The sequence below is a fragment of the Thiorhodovibrio litoralis genome, assembly GCF_033954455.1.
GTDB classification, from domain to species: Bacteria; Pseudomonadota; Gammaproteobacteria; order Chromatiales; family Chromatiaceae; genus Thiorhodovibrio; species Thiorhodovibrio litoralis.
The window spans coordinates 2930282-2956111 of sequence record NZ_CP121473.1 but is presented as its reverse complement, the minus strand read 5'-3'; the positions used below and the strand labels follow the sequence as shown (position 1 = coordinate 2956111).

At 62.6% G+C, this 25830-nt stretch carries 18 protein-coding genes; 7 read left to right on the top strand and 11 right to left on the bottom strand.

Annotated elements, in window-relative coordinates; genetic code table 11:
- The first annotated feature begins 34 nt into the window (after window positions 1-34).
- Window positions 35-874, top strand: coding sequence for an adenosylcobinamide-GDP ribazoletransferase (locus Thiosp_RS13130; RefSeq protein ID WP_201067976.1), 840 nt, complete (start codon window positions 35-37; stop codon window positions 872-874).
- A gap of 151 nt (window positions 875-1025) precedes the next feature.
- Here the strand turns inward: Thiosp_RS13130 and Thiosp_RS13125 are convergent, their stop codons facing one another.
- The 6 genes from Thiosp_RS13125 to Thiosp_RS13100 all read right to left on the bottom strand — a co-directional run bounded on the left by Thiosp_RS13125 (window position 1026) and on the right by Thiosp_RS13100 (window position 11047).
- Window positions 1026-2153: a response regulator gene (locus tag Thiosp_RS13125; protein WP_242518730.1), complete on the bottom strand. Its 1128-nt coding sequence runs from the start codon at window positions 2151-2153 to the stop codon at window positions 1026-1028.
- A gap of 35 nt (window positions 2154-2188) precedes the next feature.
- Window positions 2189-2509: a sensor histidine kinase gene (locus tag Thiosp_RS13120; protein ID WP_242518729.1), complete on the bottom strand. Its 321-nt coding sequence runs from the start codon at window positions 2507-2509 to the stop codon at window positions 2189-2191.
- On the bottom strand, window positions 2506-2979 hold the full coding sequence (locus tag Thiosp_RS13115) for a hypothetical protein (protein ID WP_201067975.1): 474 nt from the start codon (window positions 2977-2979) through the stop codon (window positions 2506-2508). The genes Thiosp_RS13120 and Thiosp_RS13115 overlap by 4 nt, the downstream gene beginning before the upstream one ends.
- Window positions 2972-7099 (bottom strand): PAS domain S-box protein, encoded by a 4128-nt coding sequence (locus tag Thiosp_RS13110; protein WP_323696462.1) that lies wholly within the window; start codon window positions 7097-7099, stop codon window positions 2972-2974. The genes Thiosp_RS13115 and Thiosp_RS13110 overlap by 8 nt, the downstream gene beginning before the upstream one ends.
- Window positions 7080-10268 (bottom strand): chemotaxis protein CheB, encoded by a 3189-nt coding sequence (locus Thiosp_RS13105; RefSeq protein ID WP_201067973.1) that lies wholly within the window; start codon window positions 10266-10268, stop codon window positions 7080-7082. Before Thiosp_RS13105 ends, Thiosp_RS13110 begins: the two co-directional genes overlap by 20 nt.
- A gap of 65 nt (window positions 10269-10333) precedes the next feature.
- Window positions 10334-11047, bottom strand: coding sequence for a response regulator (locus Thiosp_RS13100; RefSeq protein WP_201067972.1), 714 nt, complete (start codon window positions 11045-11047; stop codon window positions 10334-10336).
- A gap of 592 nt (window positions 11048-11639) precedes the next feature.
- On the opposite strand from Thiosp_RS13100, the gene Thiosp_RS13095 reads away from it, so the two are divergent.
- Together Thiosp_RS13095 and Thiosp_RS13090 are read left to right on the top strand one after the other, a co-directional pair.
- Complete coding sequence (locus Thiosp_RS13095; protein WP_201067971.1) at window positions 11640-12068, top strand: STAS domain-containing protein; 429 nt, start codon at window positions 11640-11642, stop codon at window positions 12066-12068.
- Between the two features lie 50 nt (window positions 12069-12118).
- A complete protein-coding gene (locus Thiosp_RS13090; RefSeq protein ID WP_201067970.1) occupies window positions 12119-13183 on the top strand; it encodes a diguanylate cyclase domain-containing protein in 1065 nt (354 codons plus the stop codon).
- Here Thiosp_RS13090 and Thiosp_RS13085 read toward each other — a convergent pair.
- From Thiosp_RS13085 to Thiosp_RS13065, 5 genes are all read right to left on the bottom strand, one after another.
- Window positions 13162-16224 carry a DUF349 domain-containing protein gene (locus Thiosp_RS13085; protein ID WP_201067969.1) on the bottom strand — a complete coding sequence of 1021 codons (3063 nt, stop codon included), beginning with the start codon at window positions 16222-16224 and terminating at the stop codon, window positions 13162-13164. The two genes, Thiosp_RS13090 and Thiosp_RS13085, sit on opposite strands and share 22 nt — an antisense overlap.
- 46 nt (window positions 16225-16270) lie before the next feature.
- A complete protein-coding gene (locus Thiosp_RS13080) occupies window positions 16271-17023 on the bottom strand; it encodes a UDP-2,3-diacylglucosamine diphosphatase (RefSeq protein ID WP_201067968.1) in 753 nt (250 codons plus the stop codon).
- A gap of 118 nt (window positions 17024-17141) precedes the next feature.
- Entirely contained in the window at window positions 17142-17630 is a 489-nt protein-coding gene (locus tag Thiosp_RS13075; protein WP_201067967.1) for a peptidylprolyl isomerase, read from the bottom strand.
- A gap of 251 nt (window positions 17631-17881) precedes the next feature.
- Complete coding sequence (locus Thiosp_RS13070) at window positions 17882-18955, bottom strand: ParA family protein (RefSeq protein ID WP_201067966.1); 1074 nt, start codon at window positions 18953-18955, stop codon at window positions 17882-17884.
- On the bottom strand, window positions 18952-20142 hold the full coding sequence (locus Thiosp_RS13065) for an RNA-binding domain-containing protein (RefSeq protein WP_201067965.1): 1191 nt from the start codon (window positions 20140-20142) through the stop codon (window positions 18952-18954). The genes Thiosp_RS13070 and Thiosp_RS13065 overlap by 4 nt, the downstream gene beginning before the upstream one ends.
- A gap of 343 nt (window positions 20143-20485) precedes the next feature.
- Between Thiosp_RS13065 and cysS the strand changes: the two genes are divergently transcribed.
- From cysS to Thiosp_RS13045, 4 genes are read left to right on the top strand one after another with little or no spacing between them, the layout of a single operon-like run.
- Window positions 20486-21880: a cysteine--tRNA ligase gene (cysS, locus tag Thiosp_RS13060; protein WP_201067964.1), complete on the top strand. Its 1395-nt coding sequence runs from the start codon at window positions 20486-20488 to the stop codon at window positions 21878-21880.
- A gap of 32 nt (window positions 21881-21912) precedes the next feature.
- The gene (locus tag Thiosp_RS13055) at window positions 21913-24741 is read left to right on the top strand and encodes a tetratricopeptide repeat protein (RefSeq protein WP_201067963.1); all 2829 of its coding nucleotides are present in this window, start codon (window positions 21913-21915) and stop codon (window positions 24739-24741) included.
- Window positions 24741-25034: a DnaJ domain-containing protein gene (locus tag Thiosp_RS13050; protein WP_201067962.1), complete on the top strand. Its 294-nt coding sequence runs from the start codon at window positions 24741-24743 to the stop codon at window positions 25032-25034. Before Thiosp_RS13055 ends, Thiosp_RS13050 begins: the two co-directional genes overlap by 1 nt.
- A complete protein-coding gene (locus Thiosp_RS13045) occupies window positions 25034-25828 on the top strand; it encodes a nucleotide exchange factor GrpE (RefSeq protein ID WP_201067961.1) in 795 nt (264 codons plus the stop codon). Before Thiosp_RS13050 ends, Thiosp_RS13045 begins: the two co-directional genes overlap by 1 nt.
- The last annotated feature ends 2 nt before the right edge of the window (window positions 25829-25830 follow it).

Genomic DNA, 25830 nt, shown 5'->3' with positions numbered 1-25830 from the left:
TGGTCAGCCTGCAGTTTTTCCCGAGACGATGACGATGCAAGAGACTGTTTCCGACTGGTGGCGAGCTTTCCTGATCGCCGGGCGTTTCCTGACGCGCGCGCCCTTGCCCGATCCCTTTGTTGGAACTGCGCTGCAACCGGCCGACTCCGGGCGCGCTGCCCTGCTGTATCCGCTGGTCGGTCTGCTGTTCGGCGGCTTCTTGGCTGTGCTCGCTTGGCTGTTGAGCGGGGCGCCGGCGCCGGTCGTTGCGGCTGTGCTGCTGATCGCCTGGGTTTGGGGCACCGGCGCTTTGCATCTGGACGGACTCTCGGACTGCGCCGATGCCTGGGTCGGTGGGCTGGGGGATCGTGCGCGCACCCTTGCGATTTTGAAAGATCCGCATCTCGGCGCCATGGGCGCGGTGGCGCTGATGCTGGCGTTGCTGGCGAAATGGAGCGCACTTTGGGTGCTGCTGGCCTCGGCGAGCGAGCAGATGACAGCGTCGGGCAGCGGACCTGGTGCGGAACTCATGGCTACACAGGGCAGGGGAGCCGTCGTGGCGGTCTTGCTGCTGGTGCCGGCACTCGCGCGGCTGCAAATTCTGTTGCTGGCGCTAACCACGCCGGGCGCGACCGAGACCGGCATGGGCGCCGCGCTGCGCGCCGGGTTGCCGCGCACCCCGGCCTGGGGTCTTGCGCTCGGCTGCTGGCTGCTCGCCTGGCCCTGGCTCGGGCTGGGCTGGTTTCTGTGGCTGGTGGTTGCGGGGCTGAGTCTCTTGCTGTGGCGCGCGTCGCAAATACATCGGCTCGGTGGCTTCACCGGCGACGGGGCCGGCGCTCTGGTCGAGATCACCGAAGTGGCTCTGTTGCTGACAGCTTCTGCGTTGCTTGGCTGATTTTCAATGCGTTGAGCGACTCAATGACCGATGTCTGCCTTGCCTGCACCGCTGTGCCTCAAACCTACCCCTGATTCGGGAATGTTCGACCCGTAACTCACCTTTGCTATATTGGCGCAACTGGTCTTTGAGGCTCGAAGGCGCGGTGAACCTACTCGCGCAACAGGAGTTGCACTTCAACCCGCAAGCGCAGTGCCGACGGATCGATGGGTTTCGGGATGAAATCCGTCGCGCCAGCTTGCAAGGCCTGAGTCTCATTCTTGATGTCCTGGCTGGCCGTCACGAAAATGATCGGAATGTCCTGCCATCCTGGTTCTTCCTGAAGAGATCGACACAATTCGTAGCCGTCCATCTCCGGCATCATGAGGTCGAGCAGGATCAGCGCAGGCGGCGCCGCTGTCTTCAGCTGTTCCAGCACCTGCGCTCCGGACAAGGCAAATTCGCATTGATATTCGGGCATCAGTGCCTCCCCCATCATTTTGACGCTGGCGGGGTCGTCATCGACAATGAGTATTCGAGCCTTCTCGTCTTTGGATGGCAGCCAGGGTTTGAGCGCGGTCAGGAGTGCGGCAAGCTGCTCCTCGAACGCATCGATTAAGTCCTTGAGATCCGTGCGCCCTTCCAGCAGGCGTTGTTCCAAGGTTGCGGCTGTTTGGATCAAATCCTGCTTGCCAAGATAGCCCGCGCGACCCCGTAAGGAATGGAGCCGCTGGGCGGCGGCGTCAACCGCGCCACGCGCCAGGTCGTCGCGCGTATGCTGTGCCGCATCGTGGAAGTCAGTGGTTAGGGAGGCCAGCGATTTCAGAAAACGTGACCAATCGTTGTCAAAATATCGCGCCGCTTGACGGGTATCGAGTCCGGGAATGTCGGGAAAGTCCGTGTTCGGCTGCCTGGATGGCTTTTGTGTCGGGGTGCTGCTGGGCGGCGATGCGTCCGCCGCGGGCGTTGTGCACCAACGCCCCAGTATCGACACGAGATCTTCCAGGTCCACGGGCTTCGCCAGGAAGTCGCTGAACCCGGCCTCCTCGGCCTGCTGGCGATGCTCGGTCAGCACGCCGGCGGAGAAGGCGATCACCGGCAAATCGGTCAGACCAAGCTCCCGACGGAGCTTACGAGTCGCAGTCAGCCCGTCCAGCGCCGGCATCTGGACGTCCATCAGCACCGCATCGACATCCTGGGGGTGGGCGCGCAGCCAGTCGAGCGCTTGCTGACCATCGGTGACCAGAGTCGCACAAGCGCCCTCTCGCCGCAGTGCGCGTTCGACCACTTCCCGATTCATCGGGCAGTCATCCGCGACCAGACAATGCAGGCCGCTCAGGCGCGGGCCGCTCGGTTGCTCGGCGTCTTCGATCTCTTCCGCGGGCGCACGAGTCCCTTGGCGCGGGCCTGCTGACCCATGAGGCTTGCGACCGGTGCCAGCACGGCCACTGGCGAGAAGGTTCTTGCGGTCAGCCGTAACTGGCCGGCTTCGAGCTTGGAGAGATCGAGGATGTCGTTGACGAGCGCGTTCAGGGATCGTCCGGCCGTGCGCATCTGCTGGACCAGGTGGTGCTGCTCTGCGGACAGCGCCTCGCCTTCCAGCAGTTGCGCCAGGCCCAGCATGGCGCTCAGTGGTGTGCGGATCTCATGGCTCATGTTGGCCAGGAACTGGGACTTAATCTGGGCCGCTTGCCCGGCCGCCTCGCGGGCACGCAGGCGGTCGGGTTGGCTTCCAGCATCTCACCGCTATCTTTGTCGTGGATCAAAATGCAGATCGGCGCGGTCATGAAGATCGCGCGGAAAAGCTTCTCGCTGTCCGGCGGGGCGCTGAGTAGTGTCCGCTTTTGGCAGACGTGGCAACGGGCCTGTGCGGTCCAGATTTGCGCCTTGGCGCGTTGCAGTTCTTTGTCTTGCAGCTCTAGCTCGATCTGCTTCACACGAATATCATGAAACACCCGCTGGATGTCTTCTGGTGACAATGTGGCGATAGCTTCCTGAGATTCGGCCGGTGTATCGCGCGCGATCTGCTCGGCTCGCTGCCGCAGCGTCCGTTCAGACCCCGGTTCCGACTCTGAGCACACCCGAGAATCTGTCGGCGCGATGAGTTGTGCGGGCTTCTCACGCATCTGCGCTATGTGGTCCCACTGGTCCCTGTTCGGCGATGGCGGGCTCCAGCAGCGCCAGCGCCTCGTTGAAGCGCAGGTTGCTGATCTCGCGGCCGAGCGCCTCGCTGCGCGTCTCGCCCAGGATGTTGTTGAGTTCCGGGCGCAGTCGGTCGAAATGGGCGATGGCATCGAGGTCATTGATGCGCAAAATGGCTCTCAGTGCATGCAGCGCCTCGACTTCGTCATGTGGAGGTTCCGACGCTTTTTGAGAGGCTGCTTTGGCCTGTGTTTCCGTCGCCGGTTGCGTCGGATGCCAGGCGTTGCTGGCCGCGATCAGTGGGGCAAGCTGTGTGGCGAGCGCATCGAGTGGTCCGTCCAGGTCGCTCTCTCCCGCATCAATGCTGTCCTGCAGCGCTTTGGCTGCGTCCATAATCCCGGGCGCTCCGAGAATGCTCGCATTGCCGCGCAGGCTGTGCATCAGTCGGCTCGCCAGCATGCGGTCGTTGACCTTTAGGGCTTCGCGGGTTTTCGTCAATGAGGAAGGGGCGTCTGCGACGAAGAGTGACAGCAGGTTCTCAAATAGAGCCGGGCTTCCGCCAGTGATCTGGTTGACTTGGACCGGGTCGATCCCGGGGATCTCGGGGAAGGGTTCGGCGACCTTGGTCGAGGGTGGCGGAGCGCGGGAGCCTGAGGCTGGTTCAAGCCCCATGCATTGGCGCAAGGTGGCGACCATCCGATCCGTTTCCAGCGGCTTGATCAAGACCGCGTTCATTCCGGCTTCTAGCGCGGCGGCCTGCTGCGCTGGCAGCACGCCGGCGGTCAGGGCGACGATCGGCAGATCGGTCAGCCCAAGTTCGCCGCGGATGCGTCGGGTTGCGGTGATGCCGTCCATGTTTGGCATTTGTATATCCATCAGCACCGCGTCGAAGTCCCTCGGGTATTCGCGCAGTAACTCCAGGGCCTTGCGGCCATCGCTGGCTAGGGTGATGTGCGCCCCCTCCAGCATGAGCAGGCGCTCGCCCACCTCCCGATTCATGGCACTGTCGTCCACCAGTAGCATCCGCGCCCCGTCCAGACGCGGTTCGCCGGTGAATGGGGATGCACTCGGCTCGAGCGTCTCAGGTTGTTCGGGCGTCTCGGTTGTGCGCCCGAAGGTGAGATCGACCCAGAACAGGCTGCCGATGCCTGGCAGGCTTTCCGCGCCGATGGTGCCGCCCATGGCCTCGACAAGATGTTTGCAGATCGCCAATCCAAGTCCGGTGCCGCCGAAACGACGAGTCACGCCAACGCTGCCCTGGACGAAGGCCTGGAACAGAAGCTCAAGCATCTCAGGTGGGATGCCAATGCCGGTGTCGACCACCTCGAAGCGCAGACCAATCTCTTCTGTGGTCTCTTCAAGTCGCGTGATCTCGACCCACACCTCGCCGTGCTTGGTGAACTTGATGGCATTGCCCACCAGATTGATCAGGACCTGTTTCAGTCGTCGCGCATCGCCCAGCAGAGCGCCGTCGATTGCGGGAGGCGTGCTGATCGCGAGCCTGATTTTTTTCTGGTGAGCCGCACTCGACAGCAGCGCTTCGAGCGAGTTCAGCACCGAGGGCAGCGCGAAAGCACGCTGTTCGATCTGCATTGCTCCGGCCTCAATGCGCGAGATATCCAGGATGTCATTCAGAATCTCCAGCAGGGAGCGTCCGGCCATGCGCACCTGGCGCACCAGGTGGAGCTGCTCTGCATCGAGGTGGGTCCGTTCCAGGACTTCCGTCATTCCCAGCGCCGCGTTCAGCGGTGTGCGGATCTCGTGGCTCATGTGCGAGAGGAAATCCGACTTGGCGCGCGCGGCCTGCTGAGCGGCGACGCGTGCCTGGACCAACTCGGTGATGTCGTAGAGGGTGTTGAGTTGTTTATCGTGCCCCATCTGTGTGACACGAATGACCACGACGGCCTCGCGGCCATCCCGGCGGCGAACCTTGATTTCGAGCGGGTCGCTGGGATTGTTCGCCTGCGTGATGGTCGTCAGTTGTTGCTGAAGCATGGACAGGGTGCGCGCGCGCTCGGCGGGTTCGGGCACAGCACGACTCCACCAGTGGCTCCAGGTGGGGATCTCGTCGAGGTCGTAGCCGAAAGTCGCGACGAACGCGGGATTGAGGTGACAGACGCCGTCGCTCTTGTGGGTGATGGCCAGTGGCACGGGTGATGCGTTCACTACCGCGTTGGCATTGGCCTCGCTCACACGCAGGGCGGCGGCGGTGCGCTGCTCATCGGTGACATTCCAGTTGACGCCGAGCATTAAGCGCTCACCTTCGGCTGTCGGCGGCAGCAGGCGGCCGCGGGCGGCAATATAGCGCTCCTGGCCGTTGCGGGCGCGAATCCGAAACACATGATAGAAGATCTGGCGCTTGCCGTTCAGAACCCGTCTAACGCTTACCATGAGGCGTGGGAAATCTTCCCGGCGCACCCAGCGCTTCCAGGTCTCAACCGAGGGCGTGGCGTCTTGGCTGCTCAGTCCATAGAGCTCGCGAACCTGTGTGTCCCAGGTGATGGTGCCGCTGTCCGGATTCCATGTCCAAATGCCGACGCCGCCGGCCTCGGTGGCCAGGGTCAGGCGCTCGGTTTGCATGCGCAGCTCAGCGGTGCGGGCGGCGGTGACCTCTGCTTCCAGATGCGCCCGTTCGGCCTCCAGGGCAATCCGGGCCTCGTGTATCTCAGTGATGTCGTGGAAGCTGACCACCAAGCCGACGACCTTGCCTCTCTGGAAAAAAGGCCGCTGTTCCGCATCGATCCAGCGGGGTTGACCGTCCGTGTTTTTGCAGCGGACAGCAAACTTCCGGATTTTGCCGGCGAGCCCTGCCTGCAGGTGCGGGTGGACTTGGGCAAAGACCTCGGCGTCCTCGACCGCCTCCAGGGGCTGTCCGTGCAGTTGTTCCGGCGTGCTGCCGTGACAAGTCGCATAGGCAGGGTTGACGATCTGGTAGCGCAACTCGCGGTCGAGAAAGATCAGCATGTCGCTGGCGGTCTCGACGATCTGGCGGTAGCTGCGCAGGATCAGCTCAGCGGTTTTGCGCTCGGTGATGTCGACGTGCGTACCAACGACCCGGATTGGTGTCCCATCGGCGTCGCGCTCCACCACCTTCCCGCGGCCCAGAACCCAGCGATAACCGCCCGTCTTGGTGCGCAAACGGTACTCCAGAGAAAGGGTCCCGCTAGGCAACTGGTGACTGAGGTTCGTCGCAATTGACTCACGTTCTCCCGAAAAAAGCAGTTGCAGCCAAGCGCCCTTGTTTGGCGTCAGCTCACCGGGCTGATAGCCCAGCATCCGGGCATAGCCAGGGCTGTAGTACACGCTATCTTTCGCCATTTGCCAGTCCCAGATGCCGTCCTGCGTGGCATCCATGGCGTAGCGAAAACGCTCCTCGGTTTTTTGCAGAGCGGCGGTCGCCTGCTCAAGCTCTGCGGTGCGGGTTTGCACGCGCTGTTCGAGTTCGGCGTTGAGGCTCAGCATGTCCTGTTCGGTCTGGCTGCGCAGGGCATCCAGCTGTTTATGAACGTCGATATCGTTGAGGACGACCAGGCATTGGGGTTCGCTCTCGCGCCCCGGTTGCAGCGACAGCGCCAGTGCCGCCCAAAGGCTGGAGCCGTCGGGACGCTGAAGGCGCAGTTCGCATTGCTGCTGGGGCGCCGTGGCCTTGAGTCGTCGACGGCAGAGATAGAAGATGTCCTGGTCGTCCGGCTTGATCCAGTTCGACAGGCGCTTGTTGATCAGATCCCGGCGGGGTAGGTCGAGCAGCCGGGCGGCGGCGAGGTTGGCTTCTTTGATGAGGCCGCCATCGTTTAAGGCGACATAGCCGACGGGTGCGAGGTCGTAAAGCTCAAAGTAACGCGCTTGAGAGGCTTCCAGCTCGCTTTGGGAACGGCGCAGTTCCTCGTTTTGAATTTCCAGCTCGATCTGATGGACGCTGAGTTCGTGGATGAGCTGCTGGCTGGTTTCGCGTGTCAGGGGCTCGGAGGGCAGCTTGCCCCGCGCGACCAGGCGAGCCTCGGCGCGGGCGCGCAGGTCGAGGCTGGACGCGGGCGCGCTGGCGCTCGCGGCTGCCGGCGCCAGCGGTGTTTCCGGGTGCTGGGCGTCATTTGTTGTTCGGCTCAAGCGGGCCTCCCGCCGGTGGCGCGGTGTCGGGTTCCACAGGGACGTTCATGTCTTCGAACGCGAGCAGGATGTGCCCCTTCTGGTCGCTCATGGCTGACAGACGGCGGGCGTTGATTTGCATAACCCGGCGACCGAGCCGGGGGAAATCATGCTCAATGCGATAGTCGTCAATGCTTGCGCTGGAGTCTTGAATCTTCTCGATCAGCTCACGCAGTGCGGGGATGTCCCATTGGCCCTTGCCAAGCTCAAACAGGGCCTGACCCAGGGTCTCGGTCTCGGTGAGCTGAAAATGCCGATAAAACGCCCGATTGGCCGAGATCAGCACCGTTTCGCCATCCAGGATGATCAAGGGCTCGCGCACGGCTTCGACGATGCCTTCGGCGAAGGTGCGCGCGTTGTGCAGATCGTCTTCCATGCGCTTGCGGCTGGTGATGTCGACGAAGGTCATGACCGCACCCTCAATGACATTGGTCAGGGTGCGGTAGGGGCCAATCCGCATCAGGTACCAGGTGTTATCCAGTGCCTGCACGGACTTCTCGATGGGTACCAGGGTTTGCAACACTGAATCAACGTCTTCCTCAAGCGTTGTGTAGCCGATCAGGTTCGAGACGATATCGCCCACCGGGCGGCCGGTATCGCCTGGGATGAGCTTGATGATTTTCGTCATCGCTGGCGTAAAGCGGCTGATGCACCGGCGATCATCGACAAAGAGCGTGGCTACCCCGGTGCCCGCCAGCAGGTTGTTCATGTCGTCGTTGGCACGCGAGAGATCGACCACCTTGGTTTGGAGTTCGGTGTTGACTGTGGCCAGTTCTTCGTTGACGGACTGTAGCTCTTCTTTAGAGGTTTCCAGCTCCTCGTTGGTAGACTGGAGTTCCTCGTTGACCGATTGCATTTCCTCGTTGGTGGATTTCAGCTCTTCGTTCGAGGTCTCCATTTCCTCGCGGGTCGTTTGCAGGTAGTCCTCGTTGGCGTGCAGTTCGTCCTCCAACTCGGCAATACGGCGGATTGCCTGCTCATAAGAGGGCGCCGGCTCCGGGCCTTCACTGTCGGTGCTGGGTTTTGTCTTTGGGGTTGCGCCCGTCGCGCTATCGGGAGCTGGTTTTGCGCCCGCATCATCGGAGCTTGCATTCGCTGCCGGCTCAAAGACGACCAAGTAGTAGCTGCCCGGGTCGTCGCCCGAGCCGCCGCGCGCAACGGGTTTGATCGGTCGGATGGAGAGATTGACGCGCGCAAAGTCCCCGTTGGTCTTGACCCGGATATTCGGCGCCTGTATGACCTCCTGGCGCGAAATGGCGCGCTGCAGCGCTGCGGTCAGCGGTCGCCGCAGTCCGTCGCGCGCCATCTGGAAAATGTCCATGTTGGCGCTGCCGACAGCCGGCTCGAGATATCGCCCTGTGCGGCCGTGAATGTAGCAAACCGTGCCTTTCGCGTCGATGAGAACACCAACGGCATTAAAATGCTCTAGCAGAGTGCGCACGGTCAGGGCGTGCAGGTCCGAGGCCGCTGCTAGGGTTCCTTGCGCGCCCGACGTCAGAGTCTCCATTTTCGGTTCCTCATACCGCTTGAGTGTGAGTTCCCCAATCGTTGGTGCAGGCATGCCACCGATGGGATCGAGCCGGGCGAAGATCTTCCATTTGCGATCCAGCGCGGTGAACATCATCATGTTGTCGCCGATGGTTTCCGAACTGCCAAGAAAGAGCACCCCGTTTGGACTCAAGGCGTAATGAAACAGCGGGATGATTCGGCGTTGCAGGTTTCCATCCAGATAAATCAGAAGGTTGCGGCAGCTGATGAGGTCGATGCGAGAGAATGGGGGGTCGCGGATGAGATCCTGCTCAGAAAACACGAGTAGATCGCGAATTACTTTCTGAATGCGGTAGACCTGGTTTTCCGGGTCGAGTGTGAAAAATCGCTCCAGCCGTTCGGGCGAGATGTCGACCGCGATATTGGTCGGGAAGCTGCCCGCGCGCGCCTGGGCGATGGCGCGTACATCCACATCGGTGGCGAAGATTTGCAACTCGTGTTTTAGATTCATGGCTTCCATGTGCTCATACGCAAGGATGGCAATGGAATAGGCCTCCTCGCCCGAAGAGCAGCCGCACACCCAGATGCGCACTGTGCTGTGTTGGGCTTTGCGCGCGAACAGCTTGGGGATGACTTCGGTCTCCAGCACCGCGAAGGCCTCTGGATCGCGAAAGAAGTTGGTGACGCCGATCAGCAAATCGTGGAAAAGTGCCAGAATCTCCCCAGGCTCGCGTTGCAAGTGGCGGACATAATCCGACTGCCGCTCGATCTGTTGCAGGGCCATGCGCCGTTCGATGCGGCGCACCAGGGTGCTTCGCTTGTATTGGGAGAAGTCGTGACGAGTGGCATCGCGCAGCAGCAGGCAGATTTTGGTCAGAGAATCCTCGGCCTTAATGAGCGGGTCTTTCACGTCCGCCGGTTGAGCGAAGGCCTGCCCGAGGTAGGTCATCAGGCGTTCGGGCATTTCCGCCGGTGACAACACTAGATCCGCCAGACTGTTGGCGATGATGCTGCGCGGCATGCCGTCATAGGCCGCTGTGTCGGGGCTCTGGGCGACGACCAGACCGCCAGCGCCTTTGATGGCGCGTGCGCCCAGGGTGCCGTCGCTACCCGTGCCGGAAAGCACCACGCAGATGGCGCGCTCATGCTGGTCGTCGGCCAGGGAACGGAAGAAGAAATCAATCGGCAGGCGCTGTCCGCGCGGTGTGGAGGGCTCCAGCAGGTGCAGCTTGCCATTGAACAGCGCCATGTCGAGTTTGGGCGGGATGATATAGGCGCAGTCGGGCGCGACCACCATGCCGTCCGTGACTTCCTGCACCTGCATGCAGGTATAGCGTTTGACCAGATCGGTCAGAATGCTTTTGTGATCGGGCGCGAGATGCTGCACCAGCACAAAGGCCATGCCGGTCGCGGTGTCGGGGGGGATGGCCGAGAAGAACGCCTCGAAGGCGGCAAGGCCACCGGCCGATGCGCCGATGCCGACGATAGGGAAGGGCGCTGGCGCGCTGTCGGGCGGAGGGGATGCGTCTTCGGGTGCCGGGGGCGGGGTTTCAGTTGCTGAAGAGGCGTTGTCGGCAGACAAGAGGGGCGTCGGTGAGGCGTCGGTCGGTGTGTCTTTGGGGCTGTTGGGAGCAGAATGCATTTTGGAATCGACCTGAAATAACCGGGGTGTCTCAGACCAGTGTACAAGGAAATCCCAGTCAGGTCTCAGTGTTGTTCCAGTACCCACTGCACAGCGTAGCGTGTCAGCTCACCGCTGGTTGCAAGGTTGAGCTTGCGTTTGATCTTCGCGCGATGGGTTTCAATGGTTTTGACGCTCAAATGAAGCTGTTCGGCAATTTTGGAGGCACTCAGGCATTTTCCGATCAGCATAAACACTTCTACCTCGCGTGCGGTCAGACTATCGACGGAAGCTTGGCTGTCGTTGGTTACGCGGCCAGTAAGTTGGCGCAGCAAAAACTGGGTCATGCCTTCGCTCAAGTAGTTGCTACCAGACAAGACTTTGCGTATCGCTGTCACCACCAGCGTGGTTGCCTCCTGCTTATTGATGTAGCCGCTGGCGCCGGCTGCGAGCGCGCGCTGGGCGAAGAGCGATTCCTCGTGGATGGAGCAGACCAGCAGACGCGGGCACCCCGGCAGCTTGGTCAGTCGTTTGATCAGGTCCAGCCCACTGCCGTCGGGCAGCGTCAGATCCAGGATCACGATGTCCGCTTGGGTGTGTTGAACAAGCTCCATGGCCTCGCGAGCGGTGCCCGCTTCTCCACAAACAAAAAGGTCCGACTCTTGATTAATGACCGCCGAGAGACCTGCGCGCACAAGAGGATGGTCGTCCACTATAAGGACGCGTCGTGCATCGCTCTTGGTTATCACTGAATGGCTCGGCAGGACGGCGTGAGGCGCTATGGGGGAATTGTCATGCATGACGGCTTTTCTCGCTGCTCCTGATCGCATTTGGCCCTTGGTTCCAAACGAGCCCAGAGGCATTTCTTGTCATTCCTGATCGCATTTGGCCCTTGGTTCCAAACGAGTCCAGAGGCATTTCTTATCACTCTCCATAGGAACAATTCCAAACGCATCAGGCAATGTGCCATCCCCCGATTTACCCCCCTCCGGAAACCCTGATCAGGGCTCTGCCGCGGACGCTTTTTGAGTGTGGTTGTTTAAAGTATAGCCCCGAAGAGAACATATAACGGGTCCGCTCGCGCCGGCGATGCCTTAGGCCCGGTCGGCAATGACCCAGGTATCGGCCAGGGAGAACGCCCGACCCAAGGAGCAGCACTTTGCCTATCAACAAAGTGCTTGTTTTCGTCAATACTTTCCTTGTGGGCATAGAAAACGAGCGCGGCTCGGGCCTGCTGGATGCTCCGAGCTTGTGTGGGTGAGTATCCCGGACTCAAGGATCAGGACTTTCCCGATCACCCTTCGGTGTGCTTGGCCGGATAATCCCCATACCAATGCCAGCGTGCAGAGATGCGGCGTTGTGGAGTCTTATCCATTGATACTGGAGGTAGCGATGAAGCTTCAGAAGAGTTTAAGCCAACCGATCAACCTACCCCTCAGTCAGACCGATCAGCAGGCGTTGCCTGATCTCGCGCCGCACGGGGAGCGCAGTCACCATGAAGGCGACGTCGTGATGGGCGGAGAACTGGCGTGGGACAAAAAATCCAACACCCTGGTCGTGCGCCCTGGCGAGCAGCTCGATCTCAGGCTCATTGCGCTCATCCGTCAGGCGATTGAGACGCTCCTGACGGTTAAGCCGCGAACTCTGGTGGTCGATCTGTCCGCGACGGAAAAGGTGTTTGATTCTGGGATGGCGCTGCTCTTGCTGCTAAATCACCATGCCGGCTATCTGCGAGAGCGGATTGTGCTCGCCAATTGTGGGCCCAGGGTGTATCGCCGCCTGGCGCGCGCGGGGATTATTTATCACTTCCGATGGAACTGAGCGTCGATACACTATGCAATGCAGGCATCCACTCTTTAGGGAACGATAGAATGAATCTTGCCACCCAATCCGCGCAGCAGGAATATCTCCCCCGTTTCACTGGCGGACGTGCTCGCGAGAATGACCGTCCGCGGCTGCTGATTGTCGACGATGAGGCGATCGCGATTCGGGTGCTGCATGCGGCGCTTGAAGGCGTGGGGGATTTAAGATTTGCCACCAGCGGCGCGGAAGCGCTGCAACGCATGGATCGCGACACCTTCGACCTGGTGCTGCTCGATGTAAAAATGCCAGAGATGGATGGTTTTGAAGTCTGTCGGATCATGCAACGCGAGTATCCTGAAATTCCAGTGATTTTCGTCACCACCGCCATGGATTTCGACACCGAACTGCTGGCCCTGGAAATTGGCGCCAGCGACTTTCTGAGCAAGCCGATCAATCCTCCGTTGGTTCGCGCGCGGGTTGGTCTGCATCTCAAGCTCAAGGCACAGAAGGACCGCCTGCGGCGGCTCAGCGACAGGGACCCACTGACCGATCTTGCCAACCGGCGGGCACTGGGTCTGCGTCTCAGCCAGGAATGGCGGCGCGCCGAGCGACAGCAGCAGCCGCTGGGGCTGTTAATGGCCGATATCGATCATTTCAAAGCCTACAATGACCACTATGGGCATGTGCGGGGGGATGCCTGTCTGCGCAAGGTCGCCCAGCGGCTGGCCGCGACGGTAACGCGCGCCGGCGATATGGTGGCGCGTTATGGGGGAGAGGAATTTGCCTTCCTGCTTCCTGGCAGTTCGCTCGCAGATGCCGTCGCGCTGGCCGAGAAGAGCGCCGCCGCTGTGCGGGCACTGACCATCCTTCATGAGCACTCAGATGCGGCGCCTTACGTCACTCTGAGCATCGGCGCGGCCAGTTTCATCCCCGACGTCGCCAAGAGTCGGATCGTCGTCGTCGAGTCGCCCGGTGCGTCGGAATCCGGCATTCGTCAGGCTCAGGCTTTATTCGAGGCGGCCGATCAAGCGCTCTATGCGGCCAAGACCGCAGGGCGAGACCGGGTGTGCGTCTGGGAGGATGCGCAGACCGGCCCGGCTGATCACCGCGCTTACGGTGCTGGTGGGGTTTGAGCCGCTGAGGCTCCGGGCTTCAATGCCGCCTCGATGCGCTCGAAGCGGGCTTGGAGTTGCTGGTCGTTCGCCGCCGGCGCGTTCAGGTACCAGTCGATAAGCAGTGGCCTGGACTGAGCGAGAGGATCGGCCTGGTTGTCCCCGTCGCCGAGTTTTTCCTGCAAGCGTTCCACCTGTAATTCCATGCGCCGCGCGGTGAGCTCGGGCGGCGAGTCAAGGTGGGCGAGAATTTCCAGCCGCAGGCAGAGTGCTTCGCGCTCGTGACGGGCGCTCTCGCATTGCTCGATCATTTGGTCGCGGGCTTTCGGGTTCTGCAGTGCGTGCAGCAGTGCCTCGAAGCGCTGCTGGAGGCTGCGGTGCTGGTCCGCGCGCGCCTGCCGGCTCTTGTGGCGGTTTGGGGGGCTGCCATTGTCGACCGATTCGTCGTGCGATTCGTGGTCCGATTCGTCGAGCTGAGACCATTGCGCCCTTAGCTGTTGCTCGCTCGCGGCGCTGCTGTCCGCCAGGATGGCCCCAGCGGTGCGGCTCAGAAAATCAGATTTTTGCCTGAGTCCTTCGAGCGCATCCCAATCGGCTTGGTCGCGCAGGGTCCGCAACAACTGGCGGGCCTGTTGCTCGGCGTTGTCCCAGCGCTGCTCCAGGCGCTTTTTGTCCTGACGTGGCAGGGGCAGGGCGAGGCTGTCGCGCCACTGCTGGGTGAGTTGCTGCAAGTCTTCTGACAGAGTGGCGGCCTGGATCTTGTCGCGCCCCACCAGCGCTTCGGCCTGGTCGCACAGGGCTTCACTGCGGGCCAGGTTGTCCTGAAACTCCTGACTGCGCGCGGCGCGCTCTTGGTGGCGGCGGGCGAAAACGGCATCGCTGGCGGTGCGGAATTCCCGCCACAGGGCGTTTTCTTCCTGCTTGCGTCCAGAGACCGTCGTGTGCCACTGCTTTTGCGCGGACTTGGCTTGAGCGATGGCAGCGTCAAGATCCTCCATCTCGGCCAATTCGCGCATGCGCTCGATTAAATGTCGCTTGTGCGCCTGATTGCTTGCGCGTTCTTCCTTCAGCGCCTTGTCGACTTGTGCCAGCCCGCGACGGAAGCGGCCCTCAAGACCGCCGCGGCCCCCGGCTTCGGGCTGATCGAGCGCGTTCCATGCCTGGCGCATTTCGCGCTCGGCGCGCACCATGGCTTTCCAGTCGACGCTGTCCCAGTCGACCGCGGCGAGAAAATGCTCGAGCTTTTCGCACAGCATGCGCCGCGCTTCGCGGCTGGCACGTTGATGTTCGGCGCGGGCCTGAAAGTAGGGCTCGCAGCGGGCTGCGACCTGGTCGGTGGCCTGCTTGAAGCGCTGCCAGTAGCTCTCACCAGCCGGGGTGCCGGACTGGTCGATGCGGCGCCAGTCGCGGCGCAAGTGGTTCAGACGCGCGGCCAATGTGTCGAGCTCGGCGTCGGCCGTGTCAGCCTCGGCGCGGGCGAGGAGGGTTTCGGCCTCGTGGCACAGGCTTTCGCGTCCCTGATCGGCGCTCCAGCGGCGCCAGCGTTGCAGCTCTCGCAGTTTGGCCTGGTGGTGGTTGAGCTGCTTGTCGAGCTTGTTGATCTCGGAACGGGGCAAGTCGGCGGCGCGCGCCTGATCGAGCGCGGCGCCGATCTTCTGATGCAGCGGCTCGGCCTTGCGCAACTCGCCGGCGTCGAGATGCGCGGCCAGTTGGTGCAGTTGCTCGGGCGCGGCCTCGAGCTTGCGCTCAGCGTGCAGCCTCTGCTTGCAGATGCGTCGGTCGAGGGTTTCGAGCAGGCTGGCAATGCGCGAGCGCTCTGCATCCGCCGGTGCCTTGTCCGTGTTCTGCAGGGATTTGAGCTGCTTTTGCAGCTTACGCGCCGACTGATAATCGATGGGGCCAGAAGAGGCTTCCAGTAAGTTCTCCGCGTCTGACAGAAGTTGTGTCTGCAGTTCTCGCTGGTGGTTTTGCTCGACAAAGGCGTTCTTGTCTTCTGTGTCCTGGTTGCGCAGTTGGCGTTGCCGCGCCAACGCGCGGGCGAGCGCCTGTTGCCCGGCATGGCGCATGGCCTCAAGCGCGTGGTCCGCAGCGGGAGCATCATGGTCGGTGGAAGTGGACTCGGCTTCGTTGCTCGGATCGAGCGACTGCTCGCCATCGAGATCGCTCCAGGCATCGCCGATGCTGGCAAGCTCAGCGTCCAGGCGGTGCGGGTCGGTTTCATGCTCAAGGGTTTGCAGCCGACGGATCAGCTCCTGTCTGCGCGCCATGTCGGCGGTGGCGGTTTGTTGAGCGGCGTGCATTGTGGCCTTGGCCTGGGCGTGCCGATCGAATTCCGCGATGAAGGTTTCGCGCAGCGCCTGGAAATGATCGCGCTGCGTTGGTTCGAGGTCGGCCTGAATCTCCGACCATTGCCGGTCGATCAGCGTCAGGCGGGCGCGATCTTGTGTCCAGTTCTTAAAGCGACCCAGGCGCTCAAGCTGGCCGCAGAGCTCGTCATGGCGCTGACGGGCAAGGCGCGGGCGCTCCTCCTGTTCCGCCAGGCTGCGCAGTTTTTCCCGCGCGAAACGGTAGACCTTGGTGTCCCTCTTGCCGATCTGCCGGACGACTTGCTCAAGCAGATGGCGCTCGCGAATGCGCTCCACTGCTTGCTGGCGATGACCAGGCAGGGCGTCCTCGACGGCGCAGCGGGCGAGCGCGGGCGCGTCGGCCGGGAGTTGCGCGATGGCCGCTAGACGCAGCTCCGGGGCGCGCGCCTCACGCGCGATCTCGCCGAGCTGGTCCGGGTCGGTCAGGGTTGGGATTTCCGCGATGGCTTGGTCCAAGCGCGCGGCGCCGGATTCGAGCCTGCACAGGATGTGGCGATAGCGGGCGGCGGCCAGATCGCGGGTGCCGGCATCGGATGATTGCTCCGCCACCTGGCGCAGCACACTCAGGTCATCGATCCGGCGGCAGGCCTCACGCTGCGCGGCGGGATCGGCATCGTTCAGCGCCGCCTCGGCGAGCGCGCGCGGGTCGGGCGCGGCGGGTGAGGGCGCCTTGCGAAAGAGGCGCTTGAAGATCATGGTGAAATGCTCGTGTGGGCCGTCACAATGGCGTTATTGTAGCACCTCACCGTAGCATCTCACCGGGCCATGGCTCGCGCCACCAGCGTCCGTTTTGTTCCACCAGCAACTCAGCCTTGGCCTGGCCTGCGTCCATGCGCCAGTCCGCCAGCACCTGACGGGTGCGGATAGCTTGATCAATCAATATGCTGTGATCGCCGGGGCGGTGGGTGTGGCCATGAATCAGCCGCTGGGCGCGATAGCGGCGCAGGTAGGCCACGACCGCCTGCTGGTTGACGTCCATGATGGCCGCCTGCTTGGCGGCCATTGCCTCGCGACTGCGACGGCGGTAATTGGCCGCGATCTCGCGCCGCCGCCGCAGCGAGCGCAGCAGGAAAAGGCGCTTGACGATAGGATTGCGCACCCGGCGGCGGAAGCGCTGATAGGGCACATCGTCGGTACAGAGCAAATCGCCATGCATCAGCAGCACCCATTGATCGGCGATCTGGATTCGGCTCGGATCGGCCAGCAGCTGGCAGCCGCTGGCGCGCGCGAAGCGCCGACCGAGCAGAAAATCGCGATTGCCGCACATCAGCCAACAGGCGGTGCCGCTGTCGACGGCTTGGCGCAGCGCGGCGATCACCTGACGATATTCCGCCGTGTCGTCATCGTCGCCGATCCAGCTGTCGAACAGATCGCCGAGGATGTAGAGCTCGGCCGCCGCGCGCGCGCGCTTGCTCAGAAAGCCAAGGAAAAGCTCCAGCATCTCCGGCTGTTCCGGGGCGAGATGCAGGTCGGAGATAAAAAGCCGCTGGTCCATCGGGTGACGCGCGCCCTATACCGCCCGAACAAGCGCCGGCACGCCAGTCAGCGCAAGAGCCGAGGCAGGAAGAATGTCTTGCTCCTTTAAGGGCTCATTCCATGGCTCAGTTCAGGGCTCAGTCCAGCAGCTCGGCCTTGAGGATGACGACATCCTCAAGGGGAACGTCCTGGTGGCCGTGCTTGTTTCCAGTCTTCACCCCCTTGATGGCATTGACGACCTCCATGCCATCGGTCACGCGAGCGAAAACGGCATAGCCCCAGCCGTCCTGCCCGGGGTGGTCGAGAAAGGTATTGTCGGACACATTGATGAAAAACTGCGCCGAGGCCGAATGCGGGTCCGCAGTGCGGGCCATGGCGACGGCACCGGCGACGTTCTTGAGCCCATTGCTGGCCTCGTTCTTGACCGGGTCACGGGTCGGTTTTTGCGAAAAATCCGCTGCCATGCCCCCGCCCTGGATCATGAAGCCATCGATCACCCGGTGAAAGATGGTGTTGTCATAATGGCCATCACGGACATACTGCTCGAAGTTCTCGCAGGTTTCCGGAGCCTTGTCGTGGTCGAGCTCAATCAGGATATCGCCGTGGTTGGTTGTGAATTTGATCATGGATTGCAGTGCTTCCCAGGTCAGTGTTGGCGGCTTCGTGATACCGCGGAGTCTTTGGACGCAGCTATCCTACTGACTGTTGCAGCTCTTTGTCGATAACACGGGCGATGCGGGACGCCTCCAGGACAGGCTCCGCAGGTGCGCATCTGCTCGCTGCTGAGCGCGACACCGCGAAGCAGAGCAAGGCGCAAGTGCAAGGCGTCTCGCATGAGATCTACGTACTTGCATCCGCGTCTTTGCGCCCCGTTGGGTCACCGCCACGCCTCAGCGCTCTGTCCATGCTCAGGGCTATCGGGAGCGACCGGCTGTCGAGATCGTTGGATCCATGGCGCCTCGATCCCGAGCCGTTCCAACAGCTGCTCGCCAATTTGGTTGAAGTTGTCCCGACAGCGTGCCACGGCCTGAATCTGCCCCCCACCGATGCCGTCGGCCTGCTTGAGATCGAAGATCGGCTTACGTGCCTGCTGGGCAATCGGGACCAGACTGGCGTAGTGCGGGATCAGGGCAAGACAATGCTCGTCTTGCTCGAAGGAAACCGCAGTTTGACTAGGCGCTTCATCCAGAACGGATCGGCGATACTCTGCGGGGATGGCCTGCGCCCAACGGGCGTAACCCGCGACGGGTCGATCAGCCCGGGCAAGATGCTGCTGGACCATGTAACCGAGCGGCAGGAAATCATGAGGGGGCAATGCCTCCTGGGGCTTGCCGGCGAGACCACGCTCACGAACAGTGCCCCAGTCGCGCCGCCACTCGCGCAAAGTCGGCCCGACGTTGCGGAGTCCCTGTAAGCTAAACAGATCTGGTGCCACCGGAAGCACCAGGTGATCGCAAGCGAGCAGCGCGGCCCGGTTGAGGGCGCCCAGACTGGGGCCAAGATCCATGATCATCACATCCGCCGCTACCTGCTCGGCGGCGAGATTCGACAGCAGATCGAGCGACGTCGTCACATCGAGCGCCCGATCATTGTCCGAGGCCAGCGTCTTGGCGAACTCCTCCGCCAAAGTCTGCTCGAATCGGCTGAGTGCCAGGTGTCCAGGCAGCAACCAGAGTCCATCGGCAACGCGCTCCAAGCGCGGCGGCAGCACGTCCCCCTTACCCCTGCGCACCGGCTCTAAGCAACCGGTCACCGTAGCATCGCTGCGCACATCCTCCCAAATCTCGAACAGTCGGATCTCGTCGAGAAAGATCGCGGAGATATTGCACTGTGGGTCGAAGTCGAGTACGACCACCCGCACCCCACGTCCAGCCAACATATGTGCAATGTTGAAGGTCAAGGTCGTCTTACCGACTCCCCCCTTGTTGTTGAAGAAGACGATCGATTTCATGGTCGAGCTCTCAGGATCAACCGCGTGAAGCCATCTTTTTCGATCTCCAGCGGCGGGTTGCCGTTGCGCTCCAGGAGCAATCGCACGCGCCGAACGCCCCGCCCGAGCTGCTGCACATAACCCATGTCTACCAGACCGGCCGTCACGATGGGGTTCCGGTAGTCGGAATGCTCTCCAAACTCGCCCTCGCTCGCGCGCCCGAACGGGCCACCCGGATTTGAAAACTCGATGCGCGTATTGAACCATTCAATGCGTCCAGGCGCGTGGGTTCCTTCGTACATGCGGTGCTGAACCATGTTGCGAGCCAATTCTTTCAGCGCCTCAATTGGATACTGCGGAAGATAACGTTCGACGATGCCATCGTTTTTCCGATGATCCGGTGCAGAGGCGAGATGGGCGGTTATCTGCGCCCAAACTCCCTCCAGCTGATCCGCCAGGGTTCCAGTCACCGTCTTGCGGGCCACCACCTCGCTATCGATGTCCGGTCCCGCGTAGCGTACAAACTCGACCGTGGCCCCGGGCAGCCAGGACTGCGGGCTCACACCAAAGAGCAAGAGCGCCGCCGGGTTCGGGCGCCAGATCCTGGTGACCAGGCGGCCCAACTGACGCTGAGTCAGCCATTGCTCCAAGCCGGGAAAGGTCTCCTCGTCGAGGTCTTCGTCGCGCTCGGTTTCGTACCTAGCTCGGAGCAGGCCTAGATTGAGATCCTGAAGGGTAGCCGCGGCGATCGGGCGAAGATCGAAGGGTTGGCTGTGCTCAGGACGGCGCTCGTTCAAGCGCAGCAGGTCAGCTTGGGTCGCGCGGCGGGTCGAGCTGCCCTGGCGAACCCAAGCAACGCCATCTACCATCACCATCGGCGGAACCGGATAAGGAATGACGGTGATAACCAGGAGGGTGACGCCATCATCCCCGTGATCGACGGAAATGTCGAAGCTTGGCGTCGGCTGGATCTTGGTCGAGCGCAGTCTGCTCGATAGGTCCTGCTGAAGTTGATCCAATCGCTCTGCGTCGACTCCGCGCCGGAAAACGTCCTTTTCCAGCCCGATAACTAGCCGGCCAGGCTCGCCGCTCCCGCCGAGGTCGTTCGCCAAGGCGCAAGTAGCACGCAGGATGCCGTCGCTGTCCTGAGGCGAGCGCTTCCATTCGATGCGGTCCGTCTCGGTGCGATATAGCTCAGCTTTGTTCATGACGATTGAAGCTTGGGTAGGAATTTGCTTGGATTGTAAACGCTGCTACGTGGTTCGAAACGGCCATTCAACCTCGCAGAAACCAGTCCGAACAACCATCGACAGCATGGTATCGAAAACGCCGAGGGGACGTGACACTTCTCCGTTTTCGCCACGCCAGATGCCTCGAGCCGCCTTTCGCTGACACTGAGAGTGGCGGCTCCGCAAGTGCGTTAGCTGGCAACTCGACGGGGACTCGAAGGGTTGCACCGGTGACTGCGCTCCTGGCGTTGCGCATTGTTTGCAGGTCCGCTGCTTTGCTAGCATGGCGCGCTGTTTCCTGAGCTTGTGAGCGAATACGCGGATGTTGCACATTCATAACAGCCTGACTCGACGCAAAGAGCCGTTCGAACCGCTGGAGCCTGGCAAGGCGCGCATGTACGTCTGCGGCATGACGGTCTACGACTACTGCCACCTTGGCCATGCGCGGGTGCTGGTGGTGTTTGACATGGTTTTCCGCTACCTGCACCACCTAGGCTTTGACGTGACCTATGTGCGCAACATCACTGACATTGACGACAAGATCATCGCGCGCGCGGCGGAGCAGGGCGTTGCAATCGACGCGCTGACGGATCAGTTCATCGCCGCGATGCATGAAGACGCCGCGCTGCTTGGCGTGCGCCCGCCGACGCTGGAACCGCGCGCGACTGCCCATGTCGGTGAGATTTTGGCCATGGTCGAGCGTCTGATCGCGCGCGGTCATGCCTACGCGGCCGACAATGGCGATGTCTACTACAAGGTGGCGAGCTTTCCTGGCTATGGGCGGCTCTCCGGCAAAGACCCGGCCGATCTGCGCGCCGGCGCTCGCGTTGAGGTCGATCAGCACAAGCGCGATCCGCTCGACTTCGTGCTCTGGAAAGCGGTCAAGCCGGGCGAGCCGTCCTGGGAGTCGCCCTGGGGGCCGGGGCGACCGGGCTGGCATATCGAATGCTCGGCCATGTCCACTCATTGCCTGGGCAATCATTTTGACATCCATGGTGGCGGCGCGGACCTGCAGTTTCCGCATCACGACAATGAAATCGCCCAGTCCGAGGGCGCGACCGGCGAGCCTTTCGTCAATGTCTGGATGCACAATGGCTTTGTGCGCATCAACGATGAAAAAATGTCCAAGTCGCTGGGCAATTTCTTCACCGTGCGGGAGATTCTCACGCGCTTCCGGCCCGAGGAGATTCGCTACTTTATCCTCGCCAGCCACTACCGCAGCCCGCTGAATTACGACGAGAGCAATCTGGAGCAGGCACGCGCTTCTCTGACTCGGCTTTATACTGCGATGCGCGGACTGCCGGCTGCTGAGCCCGCTGGCGGTGAGAGCTACCGGCAGCGTTTCACTGCCGCCATGGACGATGACTTCAACACCCCCGAGGCACTGGCTGCGCTGTTTGACATGGCGCGCGAGGTCAACCGACTGCGCGATAGCGACCCGCCAGCGGCGGCCGCGCTCGCGGCCGAGGGCCGCCGCCTGAGCGCCACGCTCGGCCTGCTTCAGGACGATGCCGATGCCTATTTGCGCGGCAGCCCGGAGACCAATGCCGTGCAGCAGGGGCCGAGCGACAAGGAGATCGAGGACCTGATCGCGCGCCGCGCCCAGGCGCGGCAAGCCAAGGATTTCGCTGAGGCCGATCGTATCCGCGATGAATTGCAGCAGGCCGGCATTCAGCTCGAGGATGGCGCGAGCGGTTCGCGCTGGCGGCGCGGCTAGCTGGCCTGCCGCCAACCCTTCTGGTATCTCTAATGGGCAAGAAGCAAAAGAAGCGTACCCCCCGTGGCGGCGAGAATCGCCACAAGACCAACACCTCCGCGCTCGAGCAAGAAGCGCGCGCGGCGCTCGAGAGCGGCCGCTGGCGCGATGCAATCGCTGATTTCAAGGAATTGCTCAAGCGCGAGCCACGCCCCGAGTGGCGCACTGCGCTGGCGGATGCCTACGCCGGACGGGCGGGGGAGCTGACCGCCAAGGGCATGCTGAAGGAGGCGCTGGCGATCTGGGAGAACCGCGCCGCTCTCCATGACAAGGCGCCCATGCACCTAGAGCATGCGGGGCTGCTGGTCAGGCTCGGCCGCATGGAGGCGGTGGTGGGCGCGCTCACCGATAATCCGGACAGCGCGGGGAGTGATGCCCTGGCAGCCGGGCAGCGCGAGAGTCTGCGCGCACAAATCGCCGCCCAGGTCGTCGGCGGACATTCCGCCCTGCTCGCGCAGCTTCCGGCGGATGATCCGGTGCGTCTGCATGCCGAGCCGGCCTTGGCAGCCCTGCACGCCTATTGCGAGGGCCGGGATGACGACTTGCGTGCTGCGCTGTCGGCCATTCCCTTCCGCTCGCCTTACCGCGACTGGGTGCAGTTGCTTAAGGTGCTGCAGCGGCAGACCGCGACTGAGCCGGACGCTTCGCAAGGCGATGCAAAGCCCGTGGTGGCTCAGCTCGAGCGGGTGTCGGATTCATCGCCATTCGCGCCTTTGAAGCGCGCCCTTGCGCTTGCGGTCTTGCCCGATCGGGCCTTTGCCGATGGCGCTGGTGGTGCGACCGGGGCGGAGTTTCAGGTGGCTTGCGCGCTGCGTGGCTGGCCGCCGGAGCGGCTTGCGCTGTGGCAGGAGCTGAATCGCCTTGGTCCGAAACCTGGATCGAAACCGGCGCCACGCGCGCTGGCGAAGACGTTGTACCGCCACATCAAGGATCTTGGGCGCAACTGGGTGCGACGCAAGGCGCTGACGCTGGCCTTTAATGACGCGGTAACGCCCACCTCGGTCTTCGATTTCGATATCCGTGCGAATATTTCGACTTGGCTGCGCGAATGTGGGGCGCCCGCATTGACGACATGGGAGCGCGAGCTGGTGTCGGCCTGGGATGCCGAAGTGGACACCCATGGCGATCCATTCGACCTGATCGAATGCTGGCGCGAATGTGCGCAATTGCAAATGTTTCAGTCCGAGGAGGCGCGGGATGCGCAGTCGCCTTTGCGTATCGCGCTCATCCTGCGCCGGACCGACAGGGTGTTGAAAGTGCTCGAGCGCTGTTCGGCGAGCCAAGAGCCGGACGCTTTTGAGCTGGCGGTGGCGGAACAACTTGAGGAAAGTCTGCGCTGGGACCCGGACGACCGCGCCACCTATCTGAAACTGATCGAGTTCTTCCGTAAAGCGCGTCAGCTCAAGGATGCCCGCCGGGTGCTGGAGTTGGGGCAGAAGCGTTGGCCGCGGGATCTGCCGCTAATGATCGAGGCCATGCAGACGGCCCTCGATGGCGGTGCCTTCAAAAAGGCAGCGACCCTGGCCAAAAAGGTGTTGGAGATCGATCCGATCAACACCGATGTACGACGGCGGTTGGTCGGCGCGCATTTCCTGCATGCCCACAAGCAGGTCGGCAATCGCCGCCTGGACCTCGCCCGCAAAGAGCTGGTTGACGCACAGGAGTGGGCATCGAATGACGAGGACAAGGATCAGCTGTCCCTGGGGCTGGTGCTGGTGGACGCGATGGACCGTCGGAGCACGGACGCGGCGCTCGCGGAGCTGAAAGCCCGCTATGGCGGGCGCGGCGACAGTCTGGACGCGCGGGTCGAGCTGGCCCTGGCCTGCGCTCGGGTAAGGGTCCAAGCCTCGGACGTGTTCCGGCTGCTGTCATTGAACAAGTCCAAGGGCCGGGGGCGGGAGGATTTGCTCGCCGCCCTCGGGCGTTTGCGCCGCCATCTCGAGGACAATAGTCCCATTAGCGACGACCTGGCCGCGACTCTGCAAAAAAAGGTTTTCAACGCCGCGCCATGGCGGGATCTTTCGCGCGCGGAGCTGGAGACCGCCTGCGATACCCTGCAGCGTTTCGGTCAGCATCTGGCCTGCCAGAAAGCGGCCGAGGCGGCGCTGAAGCAATGGCCGCGTGAGCCGATTTTTGTCATGTACCAGTTTCAGGGGAAATACCCGCGCGGCTTCGATTACCGCCGCCGCGCCGACCTGAGTGAGCTCGAGGATGCCTGGCAGAGGGCGCGCGACGGCGGCGACACCCGTACCGCCATCCGCATCGAGAAAGTCCTCCCGCACGGCCCGCCGCTGCGCGGCAACTTTCCGATGCCGCCGATGTTCTTCGATGACGATGACGAGGATGAAGAAGACGAATTCTGGCCGGACGATCCTTTCGATGTCCCGCCCCCGGTTTTCGATAGTCTGGACGCTGGCGAGATGCTCTCCAGTGACGCCGTGCGTCACATGATCGAGTCCATCGGTCCGGTCAAGGTGATGGAAATGCTCGGCGCGCCTAAAAGCGTGATACGCGAAGCCAAGGAAATGGAGAAGGCGTTAGGCCGGCAAGCGGTGATCGATATGGTGTTGAATGCCATTCAGGGCGGCGTCGACGCAAGTGCCCTTTTGGGTGACTCGCCCTTTCCCGGCCCGGGAGATTCCGAGCCTCCGTCAACAGGCTCGTCCAAAGCAAGGTCTCGGTCCAAGCCCAAAACCGGATCAGGTGCGAAGCCCAAGCCGCCGTCAAAACAGGCTACCAAACCCGGCTCGAGCGCCGATGGCAGTGGTCCGTCGAGTGATGGGCCGAATGATCCCCCGCCCAAACAACTGGATCTTTTCTGATGCGCGACCCTTACTTGATTCTCGGCCTCGGCGCCGACGCCGACGATGCCGCCGTCGAGCGCGCCTATCACGACGCCATCCGCCGCTGTCCGCCCGAGCGTGATGGCGAGCGCTTCAGCGCCATTCGCGCGGCCTTTGAGATGCTGCGCACCGAGCGCGATCGCATCGCCTATGAGCTGTTCGACCGCACGCCCGTGGAACCGGCGGATATCCTCGAGCGCGCCGCGCCGGTCGGCGAGCCCCGACGTCCGGACGCGGCCATGCTGCAAGCCCTGTTGCGGGGAGATGCCTGATGGACCTGGCCACCCGCGAGGCGCTGACGGCACAGTTTCGCGCCTATCTCGATACCATCGCGGCAGAACAAGCCGCAGAAGAACAAGCACCGGATCAACTGGCCGGTGACCTTGGGGCCGGCGCAGACGACTGGGACGACGGCCGAGACAAGAGTCGGCGCGACTCGGGAGCTGACGGGCGGGCCGTCAGCGCAGCCGAGGGTGGAGCCGAGGAGGCACCCGCGCCCGATCTTTTCTCGTTCTTCGCCGAGCTCGCCGCGCTCAAAAACGAGGTCAAGCTCGAGTCCCGGCAGGTCAGAACCGCGTTGGAAGAGTTCCGTGGTCTGTTCGACAACCTGCGCGAGAGCCAGACGCGGCTCGCCGACGAGCAGGAACGCCGCTGCGAGCAGACCCGCGCGGGCGACCGTGCCGGCTGGCGCGACATGCTGCTCGAACTGCTCGAGCTTCGCGATCGGCTGCAGGCCGGTCAGGAACAGGCCACACGCTTTCAGCCCCACTGGTATGCGCGCAATCGCCGCGAGGCACGGCTGATCGGCTCTCTGGCCGAAGGCATGGCCATGAATCTGCGTCGGCTTGAGGAAAGCTTGGCGCGGCGCGGGGTGCGGCCCATTGCGACAGTTGGGCGCTTGTTCGACCCGCACCGCATGCGCGCGGCGGAGCTGACCCGCGAGCCCGAGTACCGCAATGGCGAGGTGATGGCCGAGTCGAGGCCGGGCTGGCTGCTGCACGACGATCTGCTGCGGCTGGCCGAGGTGGTCGTCAACCGCATCGACACCCCAGAAAGCATGGATTAGAA